18 protein-coding genes are annotated in these 20,223 nt (G+C 71.8%); 10 read left to right on the plus strand and 8 right to left on the minus strand.

The window, feature by feature from the left end; translation table 11 throughout:
- Positions 1–174: 174 nt before the first annotated feature.
- Genes alaS through ACXDC7_RS10420 form a run of 8 tightly spaced genes read left to right on the plus strand, consistent with a single transcriptional unit; the run spans position 175 to position 8,809 of the window.
- On the plus strand, positions 175–2,853 hold the full coding sequence (gene alaS, locus ACXDC7_RS10385; protein WP_459222072.1) for an alanine--tRNA ligase: 2,679 nt from the start codon (positions 175–177) through the stop codon (positions 2,851–2,853).
- Between the two features lie 5 nt (positions 2,854–2,858).
- Entirely contained in the window at positions 2,859–3,344 is a 486-nt protein-coding gene (gene ruvX, locus ACXDC7_RS10390; protein WP_459222073.1) for a Holliday junction resolvase RuvX, read from the plus strand.
- Complete coding sequence (gene mltG / locus ACXDC7_RS10395; RefSeq protein WP_459222074.1) at positions 3,341–4,522, plus strand: endolytic transglycosylase MltG; 1,182 nt, start codon at positions 3,341–3,343, stop codon at positions 4,520–4,522. The genes ruvX and mltG overlap by 4 nt, the downstream gene beginning before the upstream one ends.
- On the plus strand, positions 4,516–5,373 hold the full coding sequence (locus ACXDC7_RS10400; protein ID WP_459222075.1) for a shikimate dehydrogenase family protein: 858 nt from the start codon (positions 4,516–4,518) through the stop codon (positions 5,371–5,373). The genes mltG and ACXDC7_RS10400 overlap by 7 nt, the downstream gene beginning before the upstream one ends.
- Before the next feature lie 13 nt (positions 5,374–5,386).
- On the plus strand, positions 5,387–6,598 hold the full coding sequence (aroC, locus tag ACXDC7_RS10405) for a chorismate synthase (protein WP_459222076.1): 1,212 nt from the start codon (positions 5,387–5,389) through the stop codon (positions 6,596–6,598).
- The gene (locus tag ACXDC7_RS10410; protein WP_459222077.1) at positions 6,595–7,095 is read left to right on the plus strand and encodes a shikimate kinase; all 501 of its coding nucleotides are present in this window, start codon (positions 6,595–6,597) and stop codon (positions 7,093–7,095) included. The genes aroC and ACXDC7_RS10410 overlap by 4 nt, the downstream gene beginning before the upstream one ends.
- Positions 7,092–8,177 carry a 3-dehydroquinate synthase gene (gene aroB / locus ACXDC7_RS10415; RefSeq protein WP_459222078.1) on the plus strand — a complete coding sequence of 362 codons (1,086 nt, stop codon included), beginning with the start codon at positions 7,092–7,094 and terminating at the stop codon, positions 8,175–8,177. Before ACXDC7_RS10410 ends, aroB begins: the two co-directional genes overlap by 4 nt.
- Positions 8,174–8,809: an alpha/beta fold hydrolase gene (locus tag ACXDC7_RS10420; protein WP_459222079.1), complete on the plus strand. Its 636-nt coding sequence runs from the start codon at positions 8,174–8,176 to the stop codon at positions 8,807–8,809. Before aroB ends, ACXDC7_RS10420 begins: the two co-directional genes overlap by 4 nt.
- Positions 8,810–8,845: 36 nt before the next feature.
- On the opposite strand, the gene ACXDC7_RS10425 is transcribed toward ACXDC7_RS10420, so the two are convergent.
- The 5 genes from ACXDC7_RS10425 to ACXDC7_RS10445 are packed head-to-tail and all read right to left on the minus strand — an operon-like array spanning position 8,846 to position 13,416.
- Positions 8,846–9,490: a pentapeptide repeat-containing protein gene (locus ACXDC7_RS10425; RefSeq protein WP_459222080.1), complete on the minus strand. Its 645-nt coding sequence runs from the start codon at positions 9,488–9,490 to the stop codon at positions 8,846–8,848.
- Positions 9,487–10,314, minus strand: coding sequence for a DeoR/GlpR family DNA-binding transcription regulator (locus tag ACXDC7_RS10430; protein ID WP_246292500.1), 828 nt, complete (start codon positions 10,312–10,314; stop codon positions 9,487–9,489). The genes ACXDC7_RS10425 and ACXDC7_RS10430 overlap by 4 nt, the downstream gene beginning before the upstream one ends.
- Positions 10,315–10,319: 5 nt before the next feature.
- Positions 10,320–11,189 (minus strand): carbohydrate ABC transporter permease, encoded by an 870-nt coding sequence (locus tag ACXDC7_RS10435; RefSeq protein WP_459222081.1) that lies wholly within the window; start codon positions 11,187–11,189, stop codon positions 10,320–10,322.
- Positions 11,189–12,124, minus strand: coding sequence for a carbohydrate ABC transporter permease (locus ACXDC7_RS10440; RefSeq protein ID WP_459222082.1), 936 nt, complete (start codon positions 12,122–12,124; stop codon positions 11,189–11,191). Before ACXDC7_RS10440 ends, ACXDC7_RS10435 begins: the two co-directional genes overlap by 1 nt.
- The gene (locus ACXDC7_RS10445; protein WP_459222083.1) at positions 12,121–13,416 is read right to left on the minus strand and encodes an ABC transporter substrate-binding protein; all 1,296 of its coding nucleotides are present in this window, start codon (positions 13,414–13,416) and stop codon (positions 12,121–12,123) included. The genes ACXDC7_RS10440 and ACXDC7_RS10445 overlap by 4 nt, the downstream gene beginning before the upstream one ends.
- Positions 13,417–13,609: 193 nt before the next feature.
- On the opposite strand from ACXDC7_RS10445, the gene galT reads away from it, so the two are divergent.
- Positions 13,610–14,770, plus strand: coding sequence for a galactose-1-phosphate uridylyltransferase (galT, locus tag ACXDC7_RS10450; RefSeq protein WP_343045804.1), 1,161 nt, complete (start codon positions 13,610–13,612; stop codon positions 14,768–14,770).
- Positions 14,767–15,885 carry a galactokinase gene (locus ACXDC7_RS10455; protein WP_459222084.1) on the plus strand — a complete coding sequence of 373 codons (1,119 nt, stop codon included), beginning with the start codon at positions 14,767–14,769 and terminating at the stop codon, positions 15,883–15,885. Before galT ends, ACXDC7_RS10455 begins: the two co-directional genes overlap by 4 nt.
- A gap of 18 nt (positions 15,886–15,903) precedes the next feature.
- On the opposite strand, the gene ACXDC7_RS10460 is transcribed toward ACXDC7_RS10455, so the two are convergent.
- The 3 genes from ACXDC7_RS10460 to ACXDC7_RS10470 all read right to left on the minus strand — a co-directional run bounded on the left by ACXDC7_RS10460 (position 15,904) and on the right by ACXDC7_RS10470 (position 20,217).
- Positions 15,904–17,838, minus strand: a complete 1,935-nt coding sequence (locus ACXDC7_RS10460; RefSeq protein ID WP_459222085.1) for a CocE/NonD family hydrolase — start codon at positions 17,836–17,838, stop codon at positions 15,904–15,906.
- Positions 17,839–18,112: 274 nt separating this feature from the next.
- Complete coding sequence (locus ACXDC7_RS10465; RefSeq protein WP_459222086.1) at positions 18,113–19,270, minus strand: pyridoxal phosphate-dependent aminotransferase; 1,158 nt, start codon at positions 19,268–19,270, stop codon at positions 18,113–18,115.
- A gap of 32 nt (positions 19,271–19,302) precedes the next feature.
- Complete coding sequence (locus ACXDC7_RS10470) at positions 19,303–20,217, minus strand: LysR family transcriptional regulator (RefSeq protein WP_459222087.1); 915 nt, start codon at positions 20,215–20,217, stop codon at positions 19,303–19,305.
- Positions 20,218–20,223: the final 6 nt, after the last annotated feature.

Consider the following 20,223-nt stretch of genomic DNA (forward strand, 5'->3'; position numbering starts at 1 on the left):
GTACGCCGCGTGCTCGGGCTGTGCTCGAGGCTTGTCTCGACGGCGCCCGCTTCGCGAGCCTGCTCGACCGGCGGTGCGATCGCTGCTCGACAGGCGTTCGGCGGGCGCGGCGCTAGGCTGTACGCCGCCCGCCCGCGCGGGCGTACCCACATCGCTCGACCCCGAAGGAACTCGATGAAGACGGCCGACATCCGGCGTACGTTCCTGGACTTCTTCGTGCGCAACGGCCACGAGCTGGTCCCGTCGTCGTCGCTGGTCTACCCGGACCCGACCCTGTTGTTCGTGCCGGCCGGGATGGTGCCGTTCAAGCCGTACTTCACCGGCGAGGAGAAGCCGCTGTGGGACCGGGCCACCAGCGCCCAGAAGTGCGTGCGGACGCTCGACATCGACGAGGTCGGCAAGACGACCCGGCACGGCACGTTCTTCCAGATGCTCGGCAACTTCTCCTTCGGCGACTACTTCAAGGCCGACGCCATCCGCTACGCGTTCGAGCTGATCACCACCCCGCAGGGCGTCGGCGGCCTCGGCTTCGACCCCGACCAGCTCTGGGTCACCGTGCTCGGGCCGGGCCACCACCCGGACTATCCGGACGGCGACGTCAAGGCGCGCAAGCTGTGGCGCAAGGTCGGCATCCCCGACGAGCGGATCCAGGGCCGGGGGCTGGCCGACAACTTCTGGCAGATGGGCGTACCGGGGCCCGGCGGCCCGTCCTCGGAGATCTACATCGATCGCGGCCCGGCCTACGGCCCGGACGGCGGCCCGATCGTCGACGAGGACCGGTTCCTGGAGATCTGGAATCTGGTGTTCATGTCCGAGGAGCTGTCGGCCGTGCGGTCGAAGTCCGACTTCGACATTGCGCACCCGCTGCCCAGCAAGAACATCGACACCGGCATGGGGCTGGAGCGCACGGCGTACCTGCTGCAGGGCGTCGACAACATGTACGAGATCGACGAGATCTTCCCCGTCATCGAGCGCGCTGCACAGCTCGCGGGCAAAACCTACGGCGCGGACCGCGAGGACGATGTGCGGCTGCGCGTCGTCGGCGACCACGTGCGGTCCTCGCTGATGCTGCTCACCGACGGGGTACGCCCCGGCAACGAGGCCCGCGGGTACGTGCTGCGCCGCCTGCTGCGCCGCTCGGTCCGCGCGATGCGGCTGCTCGGCGTCGACACCGCGGTGCTGCCCGAGTTGTTGCCGGTGAGCAAGGACCTGATGGCGCAGTCCTGGCCGGAGGTGGAGGCCAACTGGGACGGCACCTCGACCGCGGCCTATGCCGAGGAGGGTGCCTTCGCGCGCACCCTCACCGCGGGCACGCAGATCTTCACCGGCGCCGCGGCCCGGACCCGCGCGGCCGGCGGCGACACGCTGTCCGGCGAGAGCGCGTTCCAGTTGCACGACACCTACGGCTTCCCGGTCGACCTGACCCTGGAGATGGCGGCCGAACAGGGGCTCAAGGTCGACACGGAGGCGTTCGCGTCGCTGATGGCCGAGCAGCGCGACCGCGCGAAGGCCGATGCCCGCGCCCGCAAGGGGCTCGCGACCTCGACCGAGGCCTACCGCCAGCTCCGCGCCGACGGCGAGACCCGGTTCACCGGGTTCACCGAACTCGGCGAGGAGACCCGGATCCGCGGCCTGGTCCGCGACGGCGCGGTGGTCCCCGCGGCCACGGCCGGCGAGGTCGTGGAGGTCGTGCTGGAGGAGACCCCGTTCTATGCCGAGTCCGGCGGGCAGGACTCCGATTCCGGCACCATCCGCGCCGACGGCGCCGACCTCACGGTGCTGGACGTGCAGCGGCCGGTGCCGGGGCTGATCGTGCACAAGGTCCGCCTGGAGGCGGGCGAGCTGCACCCCGGGCAGCGGGTCACCGCCCAGGTGGATGCCGACAACCGGCGCGGCGCCTGCATGGCCCACACCTCGACCCACATCATCCACGCGGCGCTGCGCGAGGCGCTCGGCCCGACGGCGGTCCAGGCCGGCTCCTACAACCGGCCCGGCTACCTGCGCTTCGACTTCCGCAGCAACCAGCCGCTGAGCAAGGACCTGCGCGACCAGATCGAGGGCCGTTCGGCCGAGGCGATCGGTGACGACCTGCCGGTCAGCGCGACCGAGATGAGCCTCGACGAGGCCAAGGCGCTCGGGGCGATGGCGATGTTCGGCGAGAAGTACGGCGAGCGGGTCCGGATGGTCGAGCTGGGCGGTGCCTGGTCGCGCGAGCTGTGCGGCGGTACCCACGTCGCCGACACTTCCCAGATCGGCCTGCTGACCCTGACCGGGGAGTCTTCCGTCGGTTCGGGGGTACGCCGGGTCGAGGCGCTGGTCGGCCGCGACGCCTTCGACCGGCTGGCCGCCGAGCGCAGCCTGGTGCTCGGCCTGGCCGACACCCTCCGGGTCCAGCCGGACCAGCTCGCCGACCGGGTCTCCCGGATGGTCACCCAGCTCCGCGAGGCCGAGAAGGAGATCGCGGCCCTGCGCGCGGAGCGGGCGCGGGCGGCGATCGGGGACCACCTGGCCGGGGCCAAGGACCTCGGCGGCGTGGCCTTCGTCGGCGTGCGGGCCGACGCCGCCGGCAACGACCTGCGGACGCTCGCCCAGGAGGTACGCGACCGGCTGGGCGAGCGGCCCGGCGTGGTGGCGCTGATCGGCGGGCCCGACGACAAGCCGGGCATCGTGGTCGCGGTCAACGGCCCGGCCCGCGATCGCGGGCTGAACGCCGGGGAACTGGTCCGGATCGGCGCGTCCGAGCTGGGCGGCAAGGGCGGCGGCAAACCCGACCTGGCCCAGGGCGGCGGCACCGACGGGGCCCGCGCCGACCAAGCGCTCGGGGCGGTCGAGCGCGCCGTGTCCGGCGGCTGAGCGCCATGCGGACCGGGACCCGGCTCGGGATCGACTGGGGCGAGGCACGGATCGGGGTCGCGGCCTGCGACCCGCGCGGCGCCCTGGCGTACCCCGTCGAGACGGTGCCCGCCTCGCCGGCCCCGGTGGACCGGATCGTTGCGCTGGTCGCCGAGTACGATCCGATCGAGATCGTCGTCGGTCTCCCGCGCTCGCTCGCCGGCGGTGAGGGTCCGGCGGCGGCTCGCATCCGGGAACACGCAGCACAGCTCGCCCGGGCGTTGCCCGGGGTTCCGCTACGGTTGGTGGACGAACGATTGACCACCGTCAGCGCCTCGCGGATGCTGACCGGTCAGGGTCGCAAGGCCCGCCGGCAGCGCTCCGTGATCGACCAGGCTGCGGCGGTGGCGATCCTGACCGACGCGCTGGAGGCCGAGCGCTCGACCGGGCAGCCGCCCGGCGAGGAAGTGACGATCCGGCGAGAGCCGGACCGGGGAGGTACGCAACAGTGAGTGACCCGGTGGACACCAGACCGCACGGGCGGGGCGCGGCGGAGGCGCCGGAGCCGCGCGACGGCCGCGGCGAGCTGCCCACCCCGCCGTCGGGGGTCAATCTGCGTTCGGTCGCCTATCACGGCAAGAGCGCCATCGCCGTGCTGATCTCCCTCGCCGTGCTGGTCGGTGGCGGCTGGTTCGCGATGACCAAGCTGCAGAGCGGCATCGAGGGCTTCCTGACCGCGGAGGACTATCGCGGCCCGGGCGAGACCGAGATCCTCGTCGAGGTGCCGTCCGGCTCGAGTGTCAGCGAGATCGGCGCGCTGCTGGTCGAGAAGGACGTGATCAAGTCCACCGAGGCCTGGCGCAATGCCGTCCGCAACCGCACCGACGAGGTGAACCTGCAGGCGGGCTACTACCAGTTGCTGACCCAGATGAGCGCTGCCCAGGCGCTGGACCGGATGCTCGCCCCCGATGCGCTGAAGCAGGAGAAGGTGACCATCCGCGAGGGCCTGCGGATCGGCGAGCAGTACGAGGCGCTGGCCAAGGCGACCGGGATGAGCGTCGAGGAGTTCGAGGCGGCGGCCAAGGACGGCAAGTCCTACGGGCTGTCGCCGTGGGCCGAGGGCAATCCCGAGGGCTTCTTGTTCCCCGACACCTACAACGTGCAGGTGGCCGCCGGCCCGACCCCGGTGCTGGCCGCGATGGCCGGCCAGTTCGACAAGGTGGCGGGCGACATCGACCTGGAGAAGCGGGCGAAGGAGCTCGGTCGCTCGCCGCGCGAGATCGTCACCGTGGCCTCGATCATCGAGGAGGAGGTACGCCGCGACGAGGACCGGCCGAAGGTCGCACGGGTGCTGTACAACCGCCTGGACAAGGGCATGAAGCTGCAGCTCGACACCACGGTCATGTACGCCAACAACAAGCGGGGCGGCGCGTCCACCAGCGAGGAGATGCGGAAGAACCCCTCGCCCTACAACACCTATGTCGCCGACGGCCTGCCGCCGGGCCCGATCGCGGCGCCCGGCAAGGCCGCGTTGGAGGCGGCGGCGAATCCGGCCGACGGCAACTGGCTCTACTTCGTCGCGGTGAACCTGGAGACCGGCGAGACCAAGTTCGCCGACGATGCCGCCGGGCACCAGCGCAATGTCGAGACCTGGCGACGCTGGTGTTCTGAGAACAAGGGCAAGTGCTGAGGCCGGAGATCTCCCTCGCGATCCGGCGCTGTGCGGTGATCGGCAGCCCGATCGCGCACTCGCTGTCGCCGGCCATGCACCGCGCCGCCTATGCCGAGCTCGGCCTGGACTGGGAGTACGGCGTGGTCGAGGTGCCGCGCGGCGGGGTGGCGGCACTGATCGAGGGCCTCGACGTGAGTTGGCGCGGGTTGAGCGTGACGATGCCGAACAAGCCCGAGCTGCTCGATCTGCCCGGCGCCACGATCGACCCGGCGGCCCGGCTGGCCGGCGGCGGCAACACCGTGATCCTGGACGCGCCGGCGGACCGGCGTACCGTCACCGTGTACAACACCGACATCGCGGGGCTGGCCCGCGCCGTGCGCCGCTGCGCCCCGGGGCTCGCGCCGCGGACGGCGCTGCTGCTCGGCAGCGGCGCGACCGCCCGCTCGGCGCTGCTCGGGCTGGCCGACCTCGGCGTCAGCCGGGTACTGATCGCCGCGCGGGCACCGGAGAAGGCGGCCGCGCTCGGCGAGCTGGCCGCGCGCGCCGGGGTGGGCCTCGAGATCGCGGACTGGTCCGCGGCGGCACCGCCTACCGATCTGGTGGTCAGCGCGCTGCCCGGCGGCGCGCTGACCGAGGCGGTCGCGGCGCGGTTCGCGACGGCGCCGGTGGTCTTCGACCTCGCCTACGACCCCTGGCCCAGCACCCTCGCCGCCGTCGCCGCCGAGCGCGGGGCCCAGGTGCTCGACGGGCTCGAGCTGCTGGCCGACCAGGCCGTGCTGCAACTGGAGCTGATGATCGGCCGCGGCGTGCCCGCGGGGACGCTGGTGACCGCCGGCCGGGCGGAACTGCGTCGGCGCGCGGCCCCGTGACACACTGGCGCCCATGCTCCGCTGGATGACCGCCGGCGAATCCCACGGGGAGGCCCTGGTGGCCATCATCGAGGGATTGCCCGCGCACGTGTCGATCACCACCTCCGAGATCTCCGAGGCGCTTGCGCGCCGCCGGCTCGGTCACGGTCGCGGGGCGCGGATGAAGTTCGAGGCCGACCGGGTGCGCCTGCTGGGCGGGGTACGCCATGGGCAGACGATGGGCTCGCCCGTCGCGATCGAGGTCGCCAACACCGAATGGCCCAAGTGGCAGACCGTGATGTCGCCCGATCCCGTCGATCCGGAGGTGCTGGCCGGGCAGGCGCGCGGCGCGGCGCTGACCCGGCCGCGGCCCGGGCATGCCGATCTCGTCGGGATGCAGAAGTACGCCCACGACGAGGCCCGGCCCGTGCTGGAACGCGCCTCGGCGCGCGAGACCGCCGCGCGGGTTGCCGTCGGGCGGGTGGCGCAGAACTTCTTGTCCCAGGCGTTCGGCGTCGCGATCCTCTCCCATGTCGTGGAGCTCGGGCCGGTGGCGGTGGCGCCCGGCACGCTGCCCGGGCCGGGTGACCTCGCGGCGATCGACGCCGACCCGCTGCGCTGCCTGGACCCGGAGGCGGCCGCGGCGATGTATGCCGAGGTCGAGGCCTGCCAGAAGGCGGGCGACACCCTCGGCGGGGTGGTCGAGGTGGTCGCGTGGGGGCTGCCGCCCGGCCTCGGCAGCTACAGCCAGGGCGATCGGCGCCTGGACGCGCGGCTGGCCGGCGCGCTGATGGGTATCCAGGCGATCAAGGGCGTCGAGATCGGCGACGGTTTCGCGCTGGCCCGCACCCGGGGCTCCCGGGCACACGACGAGATCGAGCCGGCGGCCGGCGGGGTGCGGCGCGCCAGCGGTCGCTCCGGCGGCACCGAGGGCGGGATGAGCACCGGCGAGGTGCTGCGGGTACGCGCGGCGATGAAGCCGATCGCGACGGTGCCGCGCGCGCTGCGTACTGTCGACACGGCCACCGGCGAGGCGGCCTCGGCGCATCACCAGCGCAGCGATGTCGCCGCCGTCCCGGCCGCCGGCGTGGTGGCCGAGGCGATGGTCGCGCTGGTGCTGGCGGAGGCGGCGCTGGAGAAGTTCGGCGGCGACTCGGTCGGCGAGACCCGGCGCAATGCCGAGGCCTATCTCGCCGACATCGCTGCGCGTGGACTGGCGGTCGCGCCGGCGGAGGTGCACGCGTGAGCCTGGTCCTGGTCGGCGCCCCCGGCTCGGGCAAGTCGACGGTCGGCCCGGCGCTCGCCGAGCGGCTCGAGCTGCCCTTCGTCGATGTCGATCAACTGATCGAGGCCGGCACCGGTCGCGCGATCGCGGAGATCTTCGCGACCGACGGCGAGAAGGCGTTCCGGGACCTGGAGCGCGAGGCCACGCTGGCGGTGCTCGCGGAGCCGGGGGAGCGGGTGGTCTCCCTCGGCGGCGGTGCCGTGCTGGACCCGCAGATCCGCGACGCGCTGGCCGCCCACGAGGTGGTGTGGCTGAAGGTGAGCGCGGGTCGCGCCGCCGATCGAGTGGGCCTGAACGTGGCGCGGCCGCTGCTGCTCGGCAACGTCCGCGGCCGGTTGATCAAGCTGCTCGGCGAGCGAACCCCGCTGTATGCGGCCGCGGCCGGACTGACCGTCGACACCGACGATCTGGCCGCCGCCGAGGTGGCCGACCTGATCATCGCGGAGCGCTCCGGGTGAGCACGATCGAGGTGGCCGCCGAACGGCCGTACCCGGTGATCATCGAACGCGGCGCCAGTGAGCGGCTGGGCGAGCTCGCGGGCGATGCGTCCCGGGTCGCCGTCCTGCACCCGGCCGTGCTGGCGGAGCGGGCGGAGCGGCTCGCGGCGGATCTCGGCGTACCGGCCAGCCTGATCGAGGTTCCCGACGCCGAGGCGGCGAAGACCCCGACGGTGCTGGCGCGGTGCTGGGACCGACTGGCCGCCGACGGATTCACCCGCTCGGACCTGGTCGTCGGTCTCGGCGGCGGTGCGACCACCGATCTGGCGGGATTCGTCGCGGCGAGCTGGCTGCGGGGGGTACGCCTGATCACGATCCCGACCACCGTGCTCGGCATGGTCGATGCCGCGGTCGGCGGCAAGACCGGGATCAACATCGCCGCCGGCAAGAACTTGGTCGGGGCCTTCTGGGAACCGTCCGGGGTGCTGTGTGACCCCGCGCTGCTGGACACCCTGCCGAGGGCCGACCTGGTCGCCGGGCTGGCCGAGGTGATCAAGTGCGGACTGATCGCCGACCCGGAGATCCTGGACCTGATCATGGATGATCCGGCCGACGCGGTACGCCCGGACTCGGCGCGGCTGACGGAGTTGATCACCCGCGGCGTCGCGGTCAAGGCCCGCGTGGTGTCGGCCGATCTTCGTGAGGCGACCTCGGAGGGCACGCGGGTCGGTCGGGAACTGTTGAACTACGGGCACACGCTGGCGCACGCGATCGAACGGCTGCACGAGTACCGCTGGCGGCACGGCGAGGCGGTCGCGGTGGGCATGGTCTATGCGGCGCTGCTGGCGCGCCGGCTGCGGCTGGCCGACGATGCGCTGGTGGACCGGCACCGGGAGGTGCTTGCCGCGGTGGGGCTGCCCACGACCGCGGCGGGTGCCGGGGAATGGTCCGGACTGCGCGCGGCGATGGCCCTGGACAAGAAGGCCCGCGGCGCGGTGTTGCGCTTCGTGCTGTTGGACGGGCTGGCGAGCGCGTGCGTGGTCGCCGGCCCGGACGAGGCGGCGCTCGCCGCGGCGTACCGAGAACTCGGAGGTGACGCGTGAGCGAACCGCAGCCGGAGCCCGGCGCGCAGGATGCCCCACGGCTGCTGGTCTTCCTGCACGGGCTGGGGGAGACGCCGCTGGTCTGGCAGGACCAGGTGGTGGCGATGGCGCCGGGTTGGCGGCCGCTGACGCCGTGGATCGCGGGAACCAAGCCGACCGACAGCGGCGCGTTCGATCTGGGCGCGGCGGTCGACGCGCTGGCGCGGCTGCCGCAGTTGCACGGTGTGCAGCGGATCAGCCTGTGCGGGCGCAGCCTCGGCGCGGCGGTCGCTATCCGGCTGGCCGCCGACCATCCCGAGCTGGTCGACCGGCTGGTGCTGGTGGATCCGCTGCTCGGCCTGCCGGGCTGGGCCCGGGCGAGCCAGCGGATGGCGGTGAAGCTGATGCCGCGCAGCCGCCTCGCCGACCGCAATATCGACAAGGACCGGCTGCTGGCCGCCATCGATGCGCTCGGCCGGGTCGATGTCACCGGGCGCCTCGGGGAGGTGCGGGCTGCGTCCCTGGTCCTCGCCGATGGTGCCGACGAGCGCGCGGTCCGGCTGGTCGAGCGTGGATTGCCCGACGGGCGGTACGCCCGACTCGGTGACGGGGGCCTGAATGCCGCCATCTGGGAGTTCCTCGAGCCCGCCTGAGCGCCCCGGTGCGGCGGGCGCAGGTGTGGCTGCGGGTCAGGCGTCGTTCTCGACGACCAGCTCGATGCCGAGGGCGTCGGCGAACTGCCCGGCGAGCTCGGCGAGATTCACCGGTTCGATACGGGCGCCGGCGAGCGATGCGACGCCGGTCAGCCCGGTCATCGTGCAGCCGACGAACCGGACCGAGGACAGCCGCGCCCCGGCGAACCGCGCGTCGGTCAGGTCGCAACGATCGAAGGTGACCGACTCCAGCTCGGCGCCACCGAAGTCGGCCCCGGCCAGCCGGCAGCCCGTGAACGCCGCCCGGCGCACGCGCGCCTGCCGCCAGTTGGCGAGCTCGGCGACGGCATCGACCACCGTCAGATCGGCGATCCGGCAGCCCGCCAGCATGAGCCCGGTGGCGCGGCAACGCTCCAGCGCGACCCGCGACCAGATGCTCTCCCGAAGCACCAGATTCGCCAGATCGGACCCGACCACCTCCACGTCGGTCCAGCGCGTCCGATAGAGCTGCGCGTCCGCGAGCGAGCCGCCGTGCAGCGCGACCTGCAGCAGCTCGGCGAACTCGGTGTCGGTCGCCGCCCAGCCGGGTGCGTCCACGGACACGGCCTCCAGCACCGTGTCCGAGCGCAGCTCCGCGCGCGTGCCGACCGGCTCCTCGAGCCGCGGACGCGCCGGCCTCATCCGTCTCCGCCGGTGAGCACCAGCGGCTCGCCGGCGCCGGGATCCACCAGGGTGAGCCGCCCGACCCCGTCGGCCAGCAGCGCGCGCGCCCCCTGGTCGAGACCGACATCGCTGATCACCTCGTCGACGTCGTCGAGGCCGGCGAAGGAGCTGATCCCGAGCAGGCCCCACTTGCTGTGGTCGGCCAGCACCACCCGCCGGCGCGCCGATTCCAGGAACGCGCGGTTGGCATCGGCCTCCAGCATGTTCGGTGTGGTGAACCCGGCGCGTTCGTCGATGCCGTGCACCCCGACGAACAGCAGGTCGATGTGCAACTGGCGCAGCGCCGACACCGCGATCGGACCGACCAGCGCGTCGGAGACGGTTCGCTGGCCGCCGGTGAGCACGGTGCTGGCCCCGGCATGTTGCCGCAGGGCCTCGGCGATCGGCACCGAGTTCGTCACCACGGTGAGCTCGCTGACCCGGCCGAGCAGGCGCGCCAGCGCGAGTGTGGTGGTGCCGGCCGACAGTCCGACGGCCTGTCCCGGCTGGATCTGGGCCAGCGCCGCCTCGGCGATCGCGGCCTTCTCGGCCTGCTGCTGCCGTGCCTTCTCGCCGGGCCGGGGCTCCTCCGTCGCGCCGTGTCGGGCCAGCCGGGCGCCGCCGTGCACGCGTTCCAGCAGCCCCTGCTCGTGCAGCCCGTCGATGTCGCGGCGGATGGTCATCGGGGAGACCTCGAAGTCGTCGGCAAGATCGCTGACCCGGACGATCCGTCGCTCGCGTACGGTCTGCATGATCGCGGCCTGCCGCTCGGCGGCGATCATCGTGCGCGTGCGTTGGTTCATCGCTCTCATCCTTTGCTCGATCCCAGCGTAAGCCCGGCGACGAAGTGGCGTTGCAGCAGCAGATAGACGATCAACGTCGGGATGAGAGTGATCAGCGCGCCCGCGGCCAGCAGGTTGTAGTCGCTGAAGAACTGGCCCTGCAGATTCTTGATCGCCGTGGTCACCGGTAGCCGGTCCCCGGAGGTGATGAACAGCAACGGCCAGAAGAAGTCGTTGTAGATGAAGATGATCTCCAAGGTGGCCAGCGCGGCCAGCGCGGGTCGGCACAGGGGAAGCACGATCGACCAGTAGCGACGCCAGACGCCGGCGCCGTCGACCAGGGCGGCCTCGGTGAGATCGGGGGAGAGCGCCTTCATGTAGTTGGCGAGCACGAAGGTGCAGAACCCGACCTGGAAGGCCAGGTTCACGATGATCACCGAGATGTAGGTGTTGAGCAGCGAGCCGGAGTCGGAGAACCAGTAGGGCAGTCGCAGGTTCTTGAAGATCGCGAACAACGGGGCGGCCAACACCTGGGGCGGCAGCAGGTTTCCCGCGGTGAAGGCGATCAGCAGCGGGATGCTGAGCGCCCAGCGCACCCGGGTCACCGCATAGGCCATCATCGACGACAACGCCAGGGTGAAGAAGACGGTCGGGACCACGATGATCACGGAGTTCGTCAGGTAGGTGAGGAATCCGCTCTGGGTCCACGCCCTGGCGAAGTTGTCCAGGTTGTACTCGCCGCCGACCGAGAAGTAGCCGAGGCGCTGGGTGGAGCCGTAGGGCCGCAGCGCGGTGTAGGCGGCCCAGAGCAGCGGGGCCAGCCACATCACGGACATGGCCAACAAGAACAGATGGGTCCCCCATCGGGGTCGGATGGTACGCGCGGTGGTCGCCATCAGTCCTCCCTTCCGAAGGCGCGGGTGAGGTAGAAGATGATCGGCCCGAGGGAGACGACCAGCAGGATCACCGCCAGCGCGGAGCCGATGCCGATCACCTGGCCCTCGCCGACCAGGTTCTGCACGACCAGCGCGCCGAGCAGCTCCAGGCCGTTCGTGCCCCGGTTGATCACATAGACGATGTCGAAGGCGCGCAGGCACTCGATGATCGTGATCACCACAATGATGATGTTGATCGGCCGCATGGCGGGGAAGACGACCCGGAAGAATGTCTGCCAGCCGTTCGCGCCGTCGATCGCGGCGGCCTCGCGCAGCGCCGGGTCGACGCCCTTGAGGCCGGCGAGATAGAGGATCATCACATAGCCCGCGTGCCGCCAGGTCGCCGCCACCATCGCCGCCAGCAGGTTGACATTTGGATCGCCGAACCAGTCGATCGCGGCCGGCGTACCTGCCGTGCCGAGGATGTTGTTCAGCAGGCCGTTGTCGCGTTGGTAGAACAGTTGCCAGATCACGCCCGTCAGAGCCAGCGAGATCATCACCGGGACGAAGAACACACTCTGGTAGATCCGGCTGCCGGCGAGCTTGCCGTCCAGCAGCACGGCGAGCAGCAGCCCGAGCGGGGTGGCGATGCCGGCCAGGAAGAGCAGCCAGATGACGTTGTGCGCCACGGCGGGCCAGAACGGCGGGTAGAGCGAGACGATGTAGTCGTAGTTGGCCAGTCCCGCCGGCTCGATGCGGTCGAGATCGATCCCGTTCCACCGGGTGAAGGACAGGCCGATCGAGGCCAGTGCGGGCAGCCAGACCAGCAGCAGTTGCACCAGCGTCGGGACGCCGACCATGATCGCCAGCGCGATCTTGTCGGTGATCGAGAGCGTGCGCAGGGGGCGGCGCGGCCGGACCCGGTCGCGGGCCGGCGCATCGAGCGTTGCGGTCACTGGGCTGCGTAGAGCTGGGCGGCCTGCGCCTCGATGTTGGCGAGGTCGATCTTGCCGTCGCGGGTGAACTCCTGCAGGGCCGGAGCCAGGACATTGCTGGCCATCGCCGGCAGGGCATCGCGGTCGAAGAACTGGCTCACCGCACTCGCCCCGGCGATCAGCTCGGCCGCCTTGGTCAGCATCGGGGTCAGATAGCTGCGATCGGCCTCGGCTGCCGTCGGCAGGTTGGACGTGTCCTTGGCGGAGTAGGCATCCTGCCCCTGCGGCGTACCGACGAACTTCGCGAAATCGCGGGCGACCGGATTCTCCCCGCCGCGGCGTGACAGCAGCAGCCCGTCGATCGGCGCCTCGACCGCGCTCTGCCCCTCGTCGCCGATCGCCGGGAACGGGAAGAAGTCGATGTCGTCGAGCACCTCGTTGTTGTCGGCGTACTCCTGGGTGACGAAGGTGCCGATCAGGTACATGGCCGACTTCTTCTCGCCCAGGTTCGCCGCACCGTCCTGCCAGGTCATGCCCAGCGCGCCGGGATTCTGGAAGGGCAGGATCTCGCGCCACCCGTCGAAGACCGCGGCCACGTCCGGGCTGTCCCAGCTCGACCGGTGGGCGCACAGGTCGGCATGGGCCTGGTAGCCGTTGGTCCGCATGTTGAGGTAGTCGAACATGCCGAACGCGGGCCAGCCCTCCTTGTTGGTGAACTCGATCGGAATGATCTTGTCGCCCTGGATCTGCTTGCAGAGCGCGACGAACTCGTCCCAGGTCGTCGGCACCTGGTAGCCGCGATCGGCGAACAGGCTCTTGCGGTAGTGCACGACCCACGGATAGTTGTAGTTCGGCACCAGGTACTTCTTGCCGTCCAGCCCCGTCGAGGCGGCCGCCAGAGCCGGTGAGAAGTTCGAGCCGATCTCGGCCCAGACGTCGTCCACGTCCGCCAGCACACCCTGCTCGGCGTAGTACTGCATCCGGTAGCCGGCGAACCAGGTGAAGACGTCGTCCGGGCTGCCCTGCAGGTAGGTGCTGATGTTGTTCTGGAAGTCGTTGTGCGGGACCGTGTTGGTGGTCACGGTGTTGCCGCCGGCGGAGTAGGCCTCGACCACCGCGGCATAGGCCGCCCGGGGCACCGGGTCGGAGGCGTTCGAACCGAAGGTGGCCGAACCGGTGGCCCCCGGCGAGCCCGCGCCCGGCGGGGTCGTGGTCCCGGTGCAGGCACCGAGCGCTGGTACGGCGCCGATGGCGGCGGCCCCGAGTCCGAGCCCGAGAAGGCGGCGGCGGGTGAGGGCGGGATGAGTGGTCACGCTGACTCCTGACGACATTGTCCAGACCGACGCGGCCGACCGCGGCGGGTGAACGCCGACTGACGTTCTGAAACGACCATAAACGAAAAAACCTGCACATGGTTGGTGCGTATGAACGCGTTTGTGTAACGAAGTGTTAGTTTTGCCCCCGAAACGGGGTCGGCGGGGGCGTGGCGGCGGGAGGATGACACACGTGGCATCGCGCAGCGGACGAGTGGCGACGACCCGGCGGGAGCCGGCATCGGAGGTCACGCAGCGCGCCGGGCGGCTGGCCGACGGCCGCGAGATCATCTACTTCGACGACCCGGGTACGCCTCCGCGTCCGGTGCCTTCGGTTGACCGCCGCAGCCTCGCGCCGCGCCCCGAGACGCCGCAACTGCGGCGCGACCCGCTGACCGGCGACTGGATCACGATGGCCACGGCCCGCCAGGCCCGCGCCGTGCTGCCCACCCTGGATCCGCTGGCACCGCAGGGCACCGACAACCCCAACTCGGAGATCCCGGACGACTACGACGTCGCGGTCTTCGAGAACCGGTCGCCCGCCTTCGGCCCGGACGTCGCGGAGTCGGTCGGCGCCGGCCCCGGCGATCCCGGCCTGTTCGACCATCGGCGCGCGGTCGGCCGCTGCGAGGTGGTCTGCTTCAGCCCCGACAGCACGGGCTCGTTCGCCACCCAGACCGCGACCCGCGCGCGGACCGTGGTCGAGGCGTGGGCCGCGCGCACGGCCGCCCTGAGCCGGGTGCCCGGGGTCGAGCAGGTCTTCGCGTTCGAGAACCGGGGCGTGGAGATCGGCGTCACCCTGCACCATCCGCACGGTCAGATCTACGGCTATCCCTACATCACTCCGCGGACATCGGCCCTGCTGCGCCAGATCGACAGCTACGGCCCGACGCTGATGGGCGACATCGTCGCCGCGGAGCTGTCCGGGCCGCGCGTGGTCCTGCGCGGTCAACACTGGTCGGCCTATGTCCCGTTCGCCGCCCGCTGGCCGCTGGAGGTGCATCTGGTCCCGCATCGGCAGCTTCCCGATCTCGCCGCGACCAGTTCCGAAGAGCGCGCCGAGCTGGCGGTTGCCACGCTGGAGCTGCTGCGCGGGGTGGACGCGCTCTACGACACCCCGACGCCCTATATCGCCGGCTGGCACCAGGCCCCGGTGCACCAGCACCGCGACACGGTACGCCTGACCTGGCAGATCACCTCGCCGCGCCGCGGCCCGGACAAGCTGAAGTACCTCGCCGGCAGCGAGGCCGCGATGGGTGGCTGGGTCGGTGACGTGGCCCCGGAGGAGCAGGCCGACCGGTTGCGCGAGGCGATCGCCCGGGCCGAGCGGGAGCATCCGGTGGTCGCGCGATGAGCACGACCTGGTCGGCGCCCGGCCGGGTGACCCTGATCGGCGATCACACCGACTACAACGCCGGCCTGTCGCTGCCGTTCGGCCTGGACCGCAGAACGTCGGTCACCGTGCGCCGCGCCGACGACCCGATCCTGCGGGTGCGCAGCGACAGCCCGGGTGCCGGGCCGGTGAGCGTCCCCGCCCGGGTCCTGGAGCTGCCCGAACCCCCGGCCGTCGACGGCTGGGCGGCGTACCCGATCGGGATGGCGTGGGCGCTCGCACAGGCGGTGCCCGGGGCGATCGGGCCGTTCGAGGCGACCGTCACCTCCGACGTCCCGGTCGGCATCGGCGTCTCGTCGTCGGCCGCCCTGGAGATGGCCGTCGGGACCGCGCTGGCCGAGCTGTTCGGGCTGGACCTCGGTCCCGCCGAGCTCGCGGCGGCCGGTCAGCGGGCGGAGAATGTCGCGGTCGGCGCACCCACCGGCATCCTCGACCAGACCGCCGTGATGTTTGCCCGGCGCGATCACGGCGTACTGATCGACTTCGCCGATCTCGCCCGGCGCGCGGTCCCGCTCGGCCTGGCCGCCGCGGGGCTCGGCGTGTTGATCATCGACTCCGGGACCCGGCACGAGCACGGCACGGGCGGCTACGGGCAGCGCCGGGCCGAGTGCGCAGAGGCGACCTCGGTGCTCGGCCTGACCTCGCTGCGCGAGCTGGGCGTCGATGATCTTGATCGGGTACGCCCGCGCCTGGCCCCGAATGTGTTTCGCCGGGTCCGCCATGTCGTCACCGAGAACGCCCGCACGGCCCGGGTGACCGAGCTGTTGGACGCCGGCCGCGCGGCCGAGATCGGCGACCTGCTCACCGCCTCCAACGCCTCGATGCGCGACGACTTCGAGAACTCCGTGCCCGCGATCGACGCGGCCGTGGCGGCCGCCGTCGATGCGGGTGCGCTCGGGGCCCGGCTGTTCGGCGGGGGATTCGGCGGTGCGTGCCTGGCACTGGTGCCGACCGACCGCGCGGAGCAGCTCGCGGCCGCGATCACCGCCGGGGTCGTCGCGGGCGGGCACCCGGACCCGGTGATCCGGCTCGCGGCGGCGGCCGACGGCCCCCGCCGCGAGCCCGATCCGGGCTGACCTACCGGCCGGGCAGACTCACTTGCCCGGCAGGGCCAGGCGGAACCTGCCCTTGGCCGGCGGAGTCATCGGCTCGTCGGCGGTGTAGGCGGCGATGTAGCGATCGAGGAACGGCGCGCGCTCGCCCTCGGCCGCCACGTCATCGGCCGTCGACTGCAGGGCCAGGTCGAGCTTGGCCGACTGCACGGTGACCTGTTGCCCGGAGGGCTCCGGCCACCAGTAGCCGTCGGTGAGCGTACCGATCGTCACCGCGAGCGAATCGCCCCGATGGAGCGTCCACTCCATCGACTTCAGGTCGAAGCGGGTCCTCCCGTCGGCCTCCAGCACCGCGACATTCTCGTTGATCATCACCGCGGTGCCGTCCGGCGAGACGTCCCACAGTCGCACCATCACATTGCGCTCACCCTTGGTCTTGAGGTTGATCGCGGGCGTACCGGTCAGGCGTACCTCGCTGCGCACCGGATCGGAGAAGGTCGCATAGTTCTGGCCGACCTCGCCGTGCCGCGGGCCGCCACGCTTGTCCCGGTCCTTGCGCAGGCCCGGCGGCGTGCGCTCGACATACTCCATGTCGCCCTCGCGGGCGGCACCCTCGCCGGATCGGCCCCGGTCCGCCTGCCTCTGGTCTGCCTGCCTCTGGTCGGCCTGGGTCTGGTCTGCCTGGGTCCGGTCCGGGGCGGGGCCCTGGGCCACGCCGTCGTCGAGATAGCGACCGCCGCCGAGGCTGACCGAGACGGTGCGGGCCTTGCCGGGCCAGGTCTCCTGGCCGCGCCTGTTGCCGTCGCTGTCCTGGATCAGGAAGTTCGGGTAGTCGACGGTCGGCTCGACGCCTTGGAGGTACTCGTCGTAGAACGACATCACCTCGTCGAACCAGCCCTCGCGGCCCATCGCGAGCGGGCTGTTCGGATCATCGGGGTCGTCGAGATCGTTGCCGCGGACGTGGTTCCACTGGCCGAGCCAGCCGCGCTGCGGGCCGGCGTGGTTGGCCAGGTAGGTGTCCATGTCCTCGGGCTTGGTGTTGGTCTCGATGAAGCCCTGGGTGACGAACAGCGGCACGGTCGAACCCTGCGCCTGCGCCGCGAGATCGCGGGCCTGCCAGTACGCCGTGTCGAGGCTGGTGTTCTCGGCGGGCTCGCGGGAGTTCGTCTCGTAGCAAGCGCCGGCGGGCGTACCCGTGTAGGCGGCGTTGTCGCGGTAGCGCTGGCTGTCCTCGGGGAATCCCGGGATGCTGGCGATCGAGTTGTACGCCGAGGGCGTGTAGATCTGGTTGGGCCGCGGCACGTTGTTGGAGTACAGGTAGTTGTACATGTTCCACACCGGCTCCTGGGCGATCACCGCCTCGAGCCCCTCGGGCTGCAGGTTGGCACCGATCAGGCCGGTGACGGCATCGTAGGACTTGCCGTACATGCCGACCTTGCCGTTGGACCATTCCTGGTCGGCGGCCCACTCGACGGCCGCCTTCACGTCGGCCTGCTCGCCCGGCCCTGCCCAGTCCAGGCAGCCCGAGCTGCCGCCGAAGCCGCGCAGGTCGACCATCACGAAGGTGTAGCCGCGATCCATCAGGTCCGCGCCCTCGATCAGGTCGTTGAACCGCTCCGAGGGGCCGGTCGCCGACTGCTCGACACTGGTCTGTCCGGCGTGGGCGAAGTAGGGCCCGACGGACAAGATCACCGGGGTTTGCTGGTCGGCCGGGATGTCGGCCGGCCGGATGACGTCGGCATGCAGTTCCACGGCGCTGCCGTCGTTGGAGGCGACGGGGGAGTCGAAGTACTGCTCGTACCAGACGGCGCCCTCGGGTACGCGGGGATTCTCCGCGCGGGTGATCCCGTCGGCGGGATCGAGCGGGTCGGCGCCGGCGATCTGTGGCGGCGACGCCACGAACAGGCCGGCGGCGGCGAGCGGCACGGCGGCGATGGCCGCGGCGAACCGCCGCGGGGCGGATCTGTACATCGGCATTGATGTTTCCTTCGGTCGGACGGTCGGGGGTGCCGGCTACCCGCGAGTGGCAGCCGGAAAGGTCAAACCACTGCGACCCTAACCGTCACCGCCCGAGTGCCGCCAGCCTTTGGGCAGCCTCGGCCGACGCGATTCGGCGCCGTCGACATCGCGCCGCCACAACCCCGACCAGTGGTCGGTAACGGCGAGTGCGAACGCCGAAGGCCGGACCAAACCCCGACCAGTGGTCGGTTGTGGCGCGCTCTGCCGCCGACCCGGACCGCGACCTCGGCGATCAGCGACGCAGCGCCGACAGCCGGTCTGCGGCCTCGGCCAGCACCTCGGGTCGCTTGCAGACCGCGAAGCGGACCAGCGGCCGGGGCGTCTGCTCGGCGTAGAACACCTGGCTGGGGATCGCCGCGACGCCGCACCGCTCCGGCAGGGACCGGCAGAAGGCGAGCCCGTCGCTCTCGCCGAGCGCCGACACGTCCGCGGTGACGAAATAGGTGCCCTGGCTCGGCAGCACGTCCAGGCCCGCCTCGGCCAGCGCCGGCACCAACACGTCGCGACCGGCCTGCAGGTCGGCGCGAATCTGCTCGAACCGCTCGGGCGGCAGCCCCAGCCCGGCGGCGATCGCGTGCTGGAACGGCGCGCCGTTCACATAGGTCATGAACTGCTTGACCGTGGTGACCGCGTTGATCAACTCGGGCACCGCGCAGACCCAGCCGATCTTCCAGCCGGTGACCGAGAAGGTCTTGCCGGCAGACGAGATCGAGATCGTGCGGTCCCGCATGCCCTCGAACCCGGCCAGCGGAAGGTGGGCATGATCATCGAACGTCAGGTGCTCATAGACCTCGTCGGTCACCACCAGCAGGTCGCGTTCGGTCGTCAGGTCGGCGATCGTCTGCAGCTCGGTGCGATCGAGGACGCGGCCGGTCGGGTTGTGCGGGGAATTGACGATGATCAACCGGGTACGCGGACTCACCGCGGCGCGCAGGAGGTCGGGGTCCAGGCGCAGGTCGTGGCCCTGCAGCGGGACCGGCACCGCCCGCGCGCCGGCCAGGGCGATCGAGGCCCAGTAGGAGTCGAAGGCGGGCTCGAGCAGGATCACCTCGTCGCCCGGCTCGCACAGGGCGAGGATGGTGGCGGTCATCGCCTCGTTGGCGCCGGCGGTGATCAACACCTCGGTGTCGGGATCCCAGTTCTGGCCGTACCAGGCGCGCTGGTGTTCGGCGACCGCGCGGCGCAGGGCCGGGATGCCCCGGCCCGGCGGGTACTGGTTGTGCCCGTCGGCGATGGCCCGTTGCGCGGCCTCGAGCACCTCGGGTGGTCCGTCGGTGTCGGGAAAGCCCTGGCCGAGATTGATCGCCCCCGTGGCGTCGGCGAGTGCCGTCATCTCGGCGAAGATCGTCGTGCCGAAGCCCCGCATCCGATCGACCAACGGGTTGTGCATGCTGCCTCCCTCGCTCGCGTGCGCGGCCGACGTTACGGCACGCCGGCGGCGCCCCCGGCCGTGCCGATCGTCGCGCGGGTGAGCGCGTCCGCAACGGCGCGCACGCTCGGTCGCGACAACTGGGCCCGCCGCGCGCGAATCACGACCTGTCGGTACGCCGGGACCGGCAGCGGCACCAGCGGTGAGCTCGTCGGGCGCAGCCGCACCATGCGGGCGGTGACGGGAGTGATGCCCGCGCCGGCCTCGGCCAGCGCGATCGCCACGGCGGTGTCGGTGACCTCGTGTCGCACCCGCGGCGTGATGCCGGCACGCCCGCAGGCGACCCGGACCGCCCGACCGAAGTAGGAACTCGCCGGCCCGAGAATCCAGTCGAGCCGATCGGCCAGCGCGGCGCGGTCGGCCGGATCCGGATCCGATCCCGGGGGCAGCGCCAACAGCAGCTCCTCGGTCTGCAGCACCTCGGTGTCGACGCCGCGCAGGGGCGGTTCCGGCGCATCGGCGTACCCCACTCCGAGGCCGAGATCGACCCGGCCGGCGGCTACCGCGGCGCCCAACTCGTCCACGCCGATCTCGCGGGTCTCGACCGCGATCGCCGCGTGGCCCGCCAGCTCGTGCATCGCCGCCGGGACGATGGTGGCCGCGGCCGACCCGAACACGCCCAGCGTCACCGTCGCCCGCCGGGTCGCATCGGCCGCCAGTGCCTGCTCGGCCTCGCGGGCGGTGGCGAGGATGCGCTCGGCGTACCGCGCGAAGGTGCGGCCGGCGTCGGTGGTGACCAGGCGGCGACCGTCGCGGACCAGCAACGGTTCGGGCAGTCCGGCCTGCAGGGCCGCGATGCGCTGGGACACCGCGGCCAGGCTGAGGCCCAGCCGGTCGGCGGCCTCGGCCATGGTCGCCTCGCCGGACACGGCGAGGAATGCCTCCAATTGCTGCGGTGACCACTGCATCGGGAA

The sequence above is a fragment of the Naumannella huperziae genome, assembly GCF_054073625.1.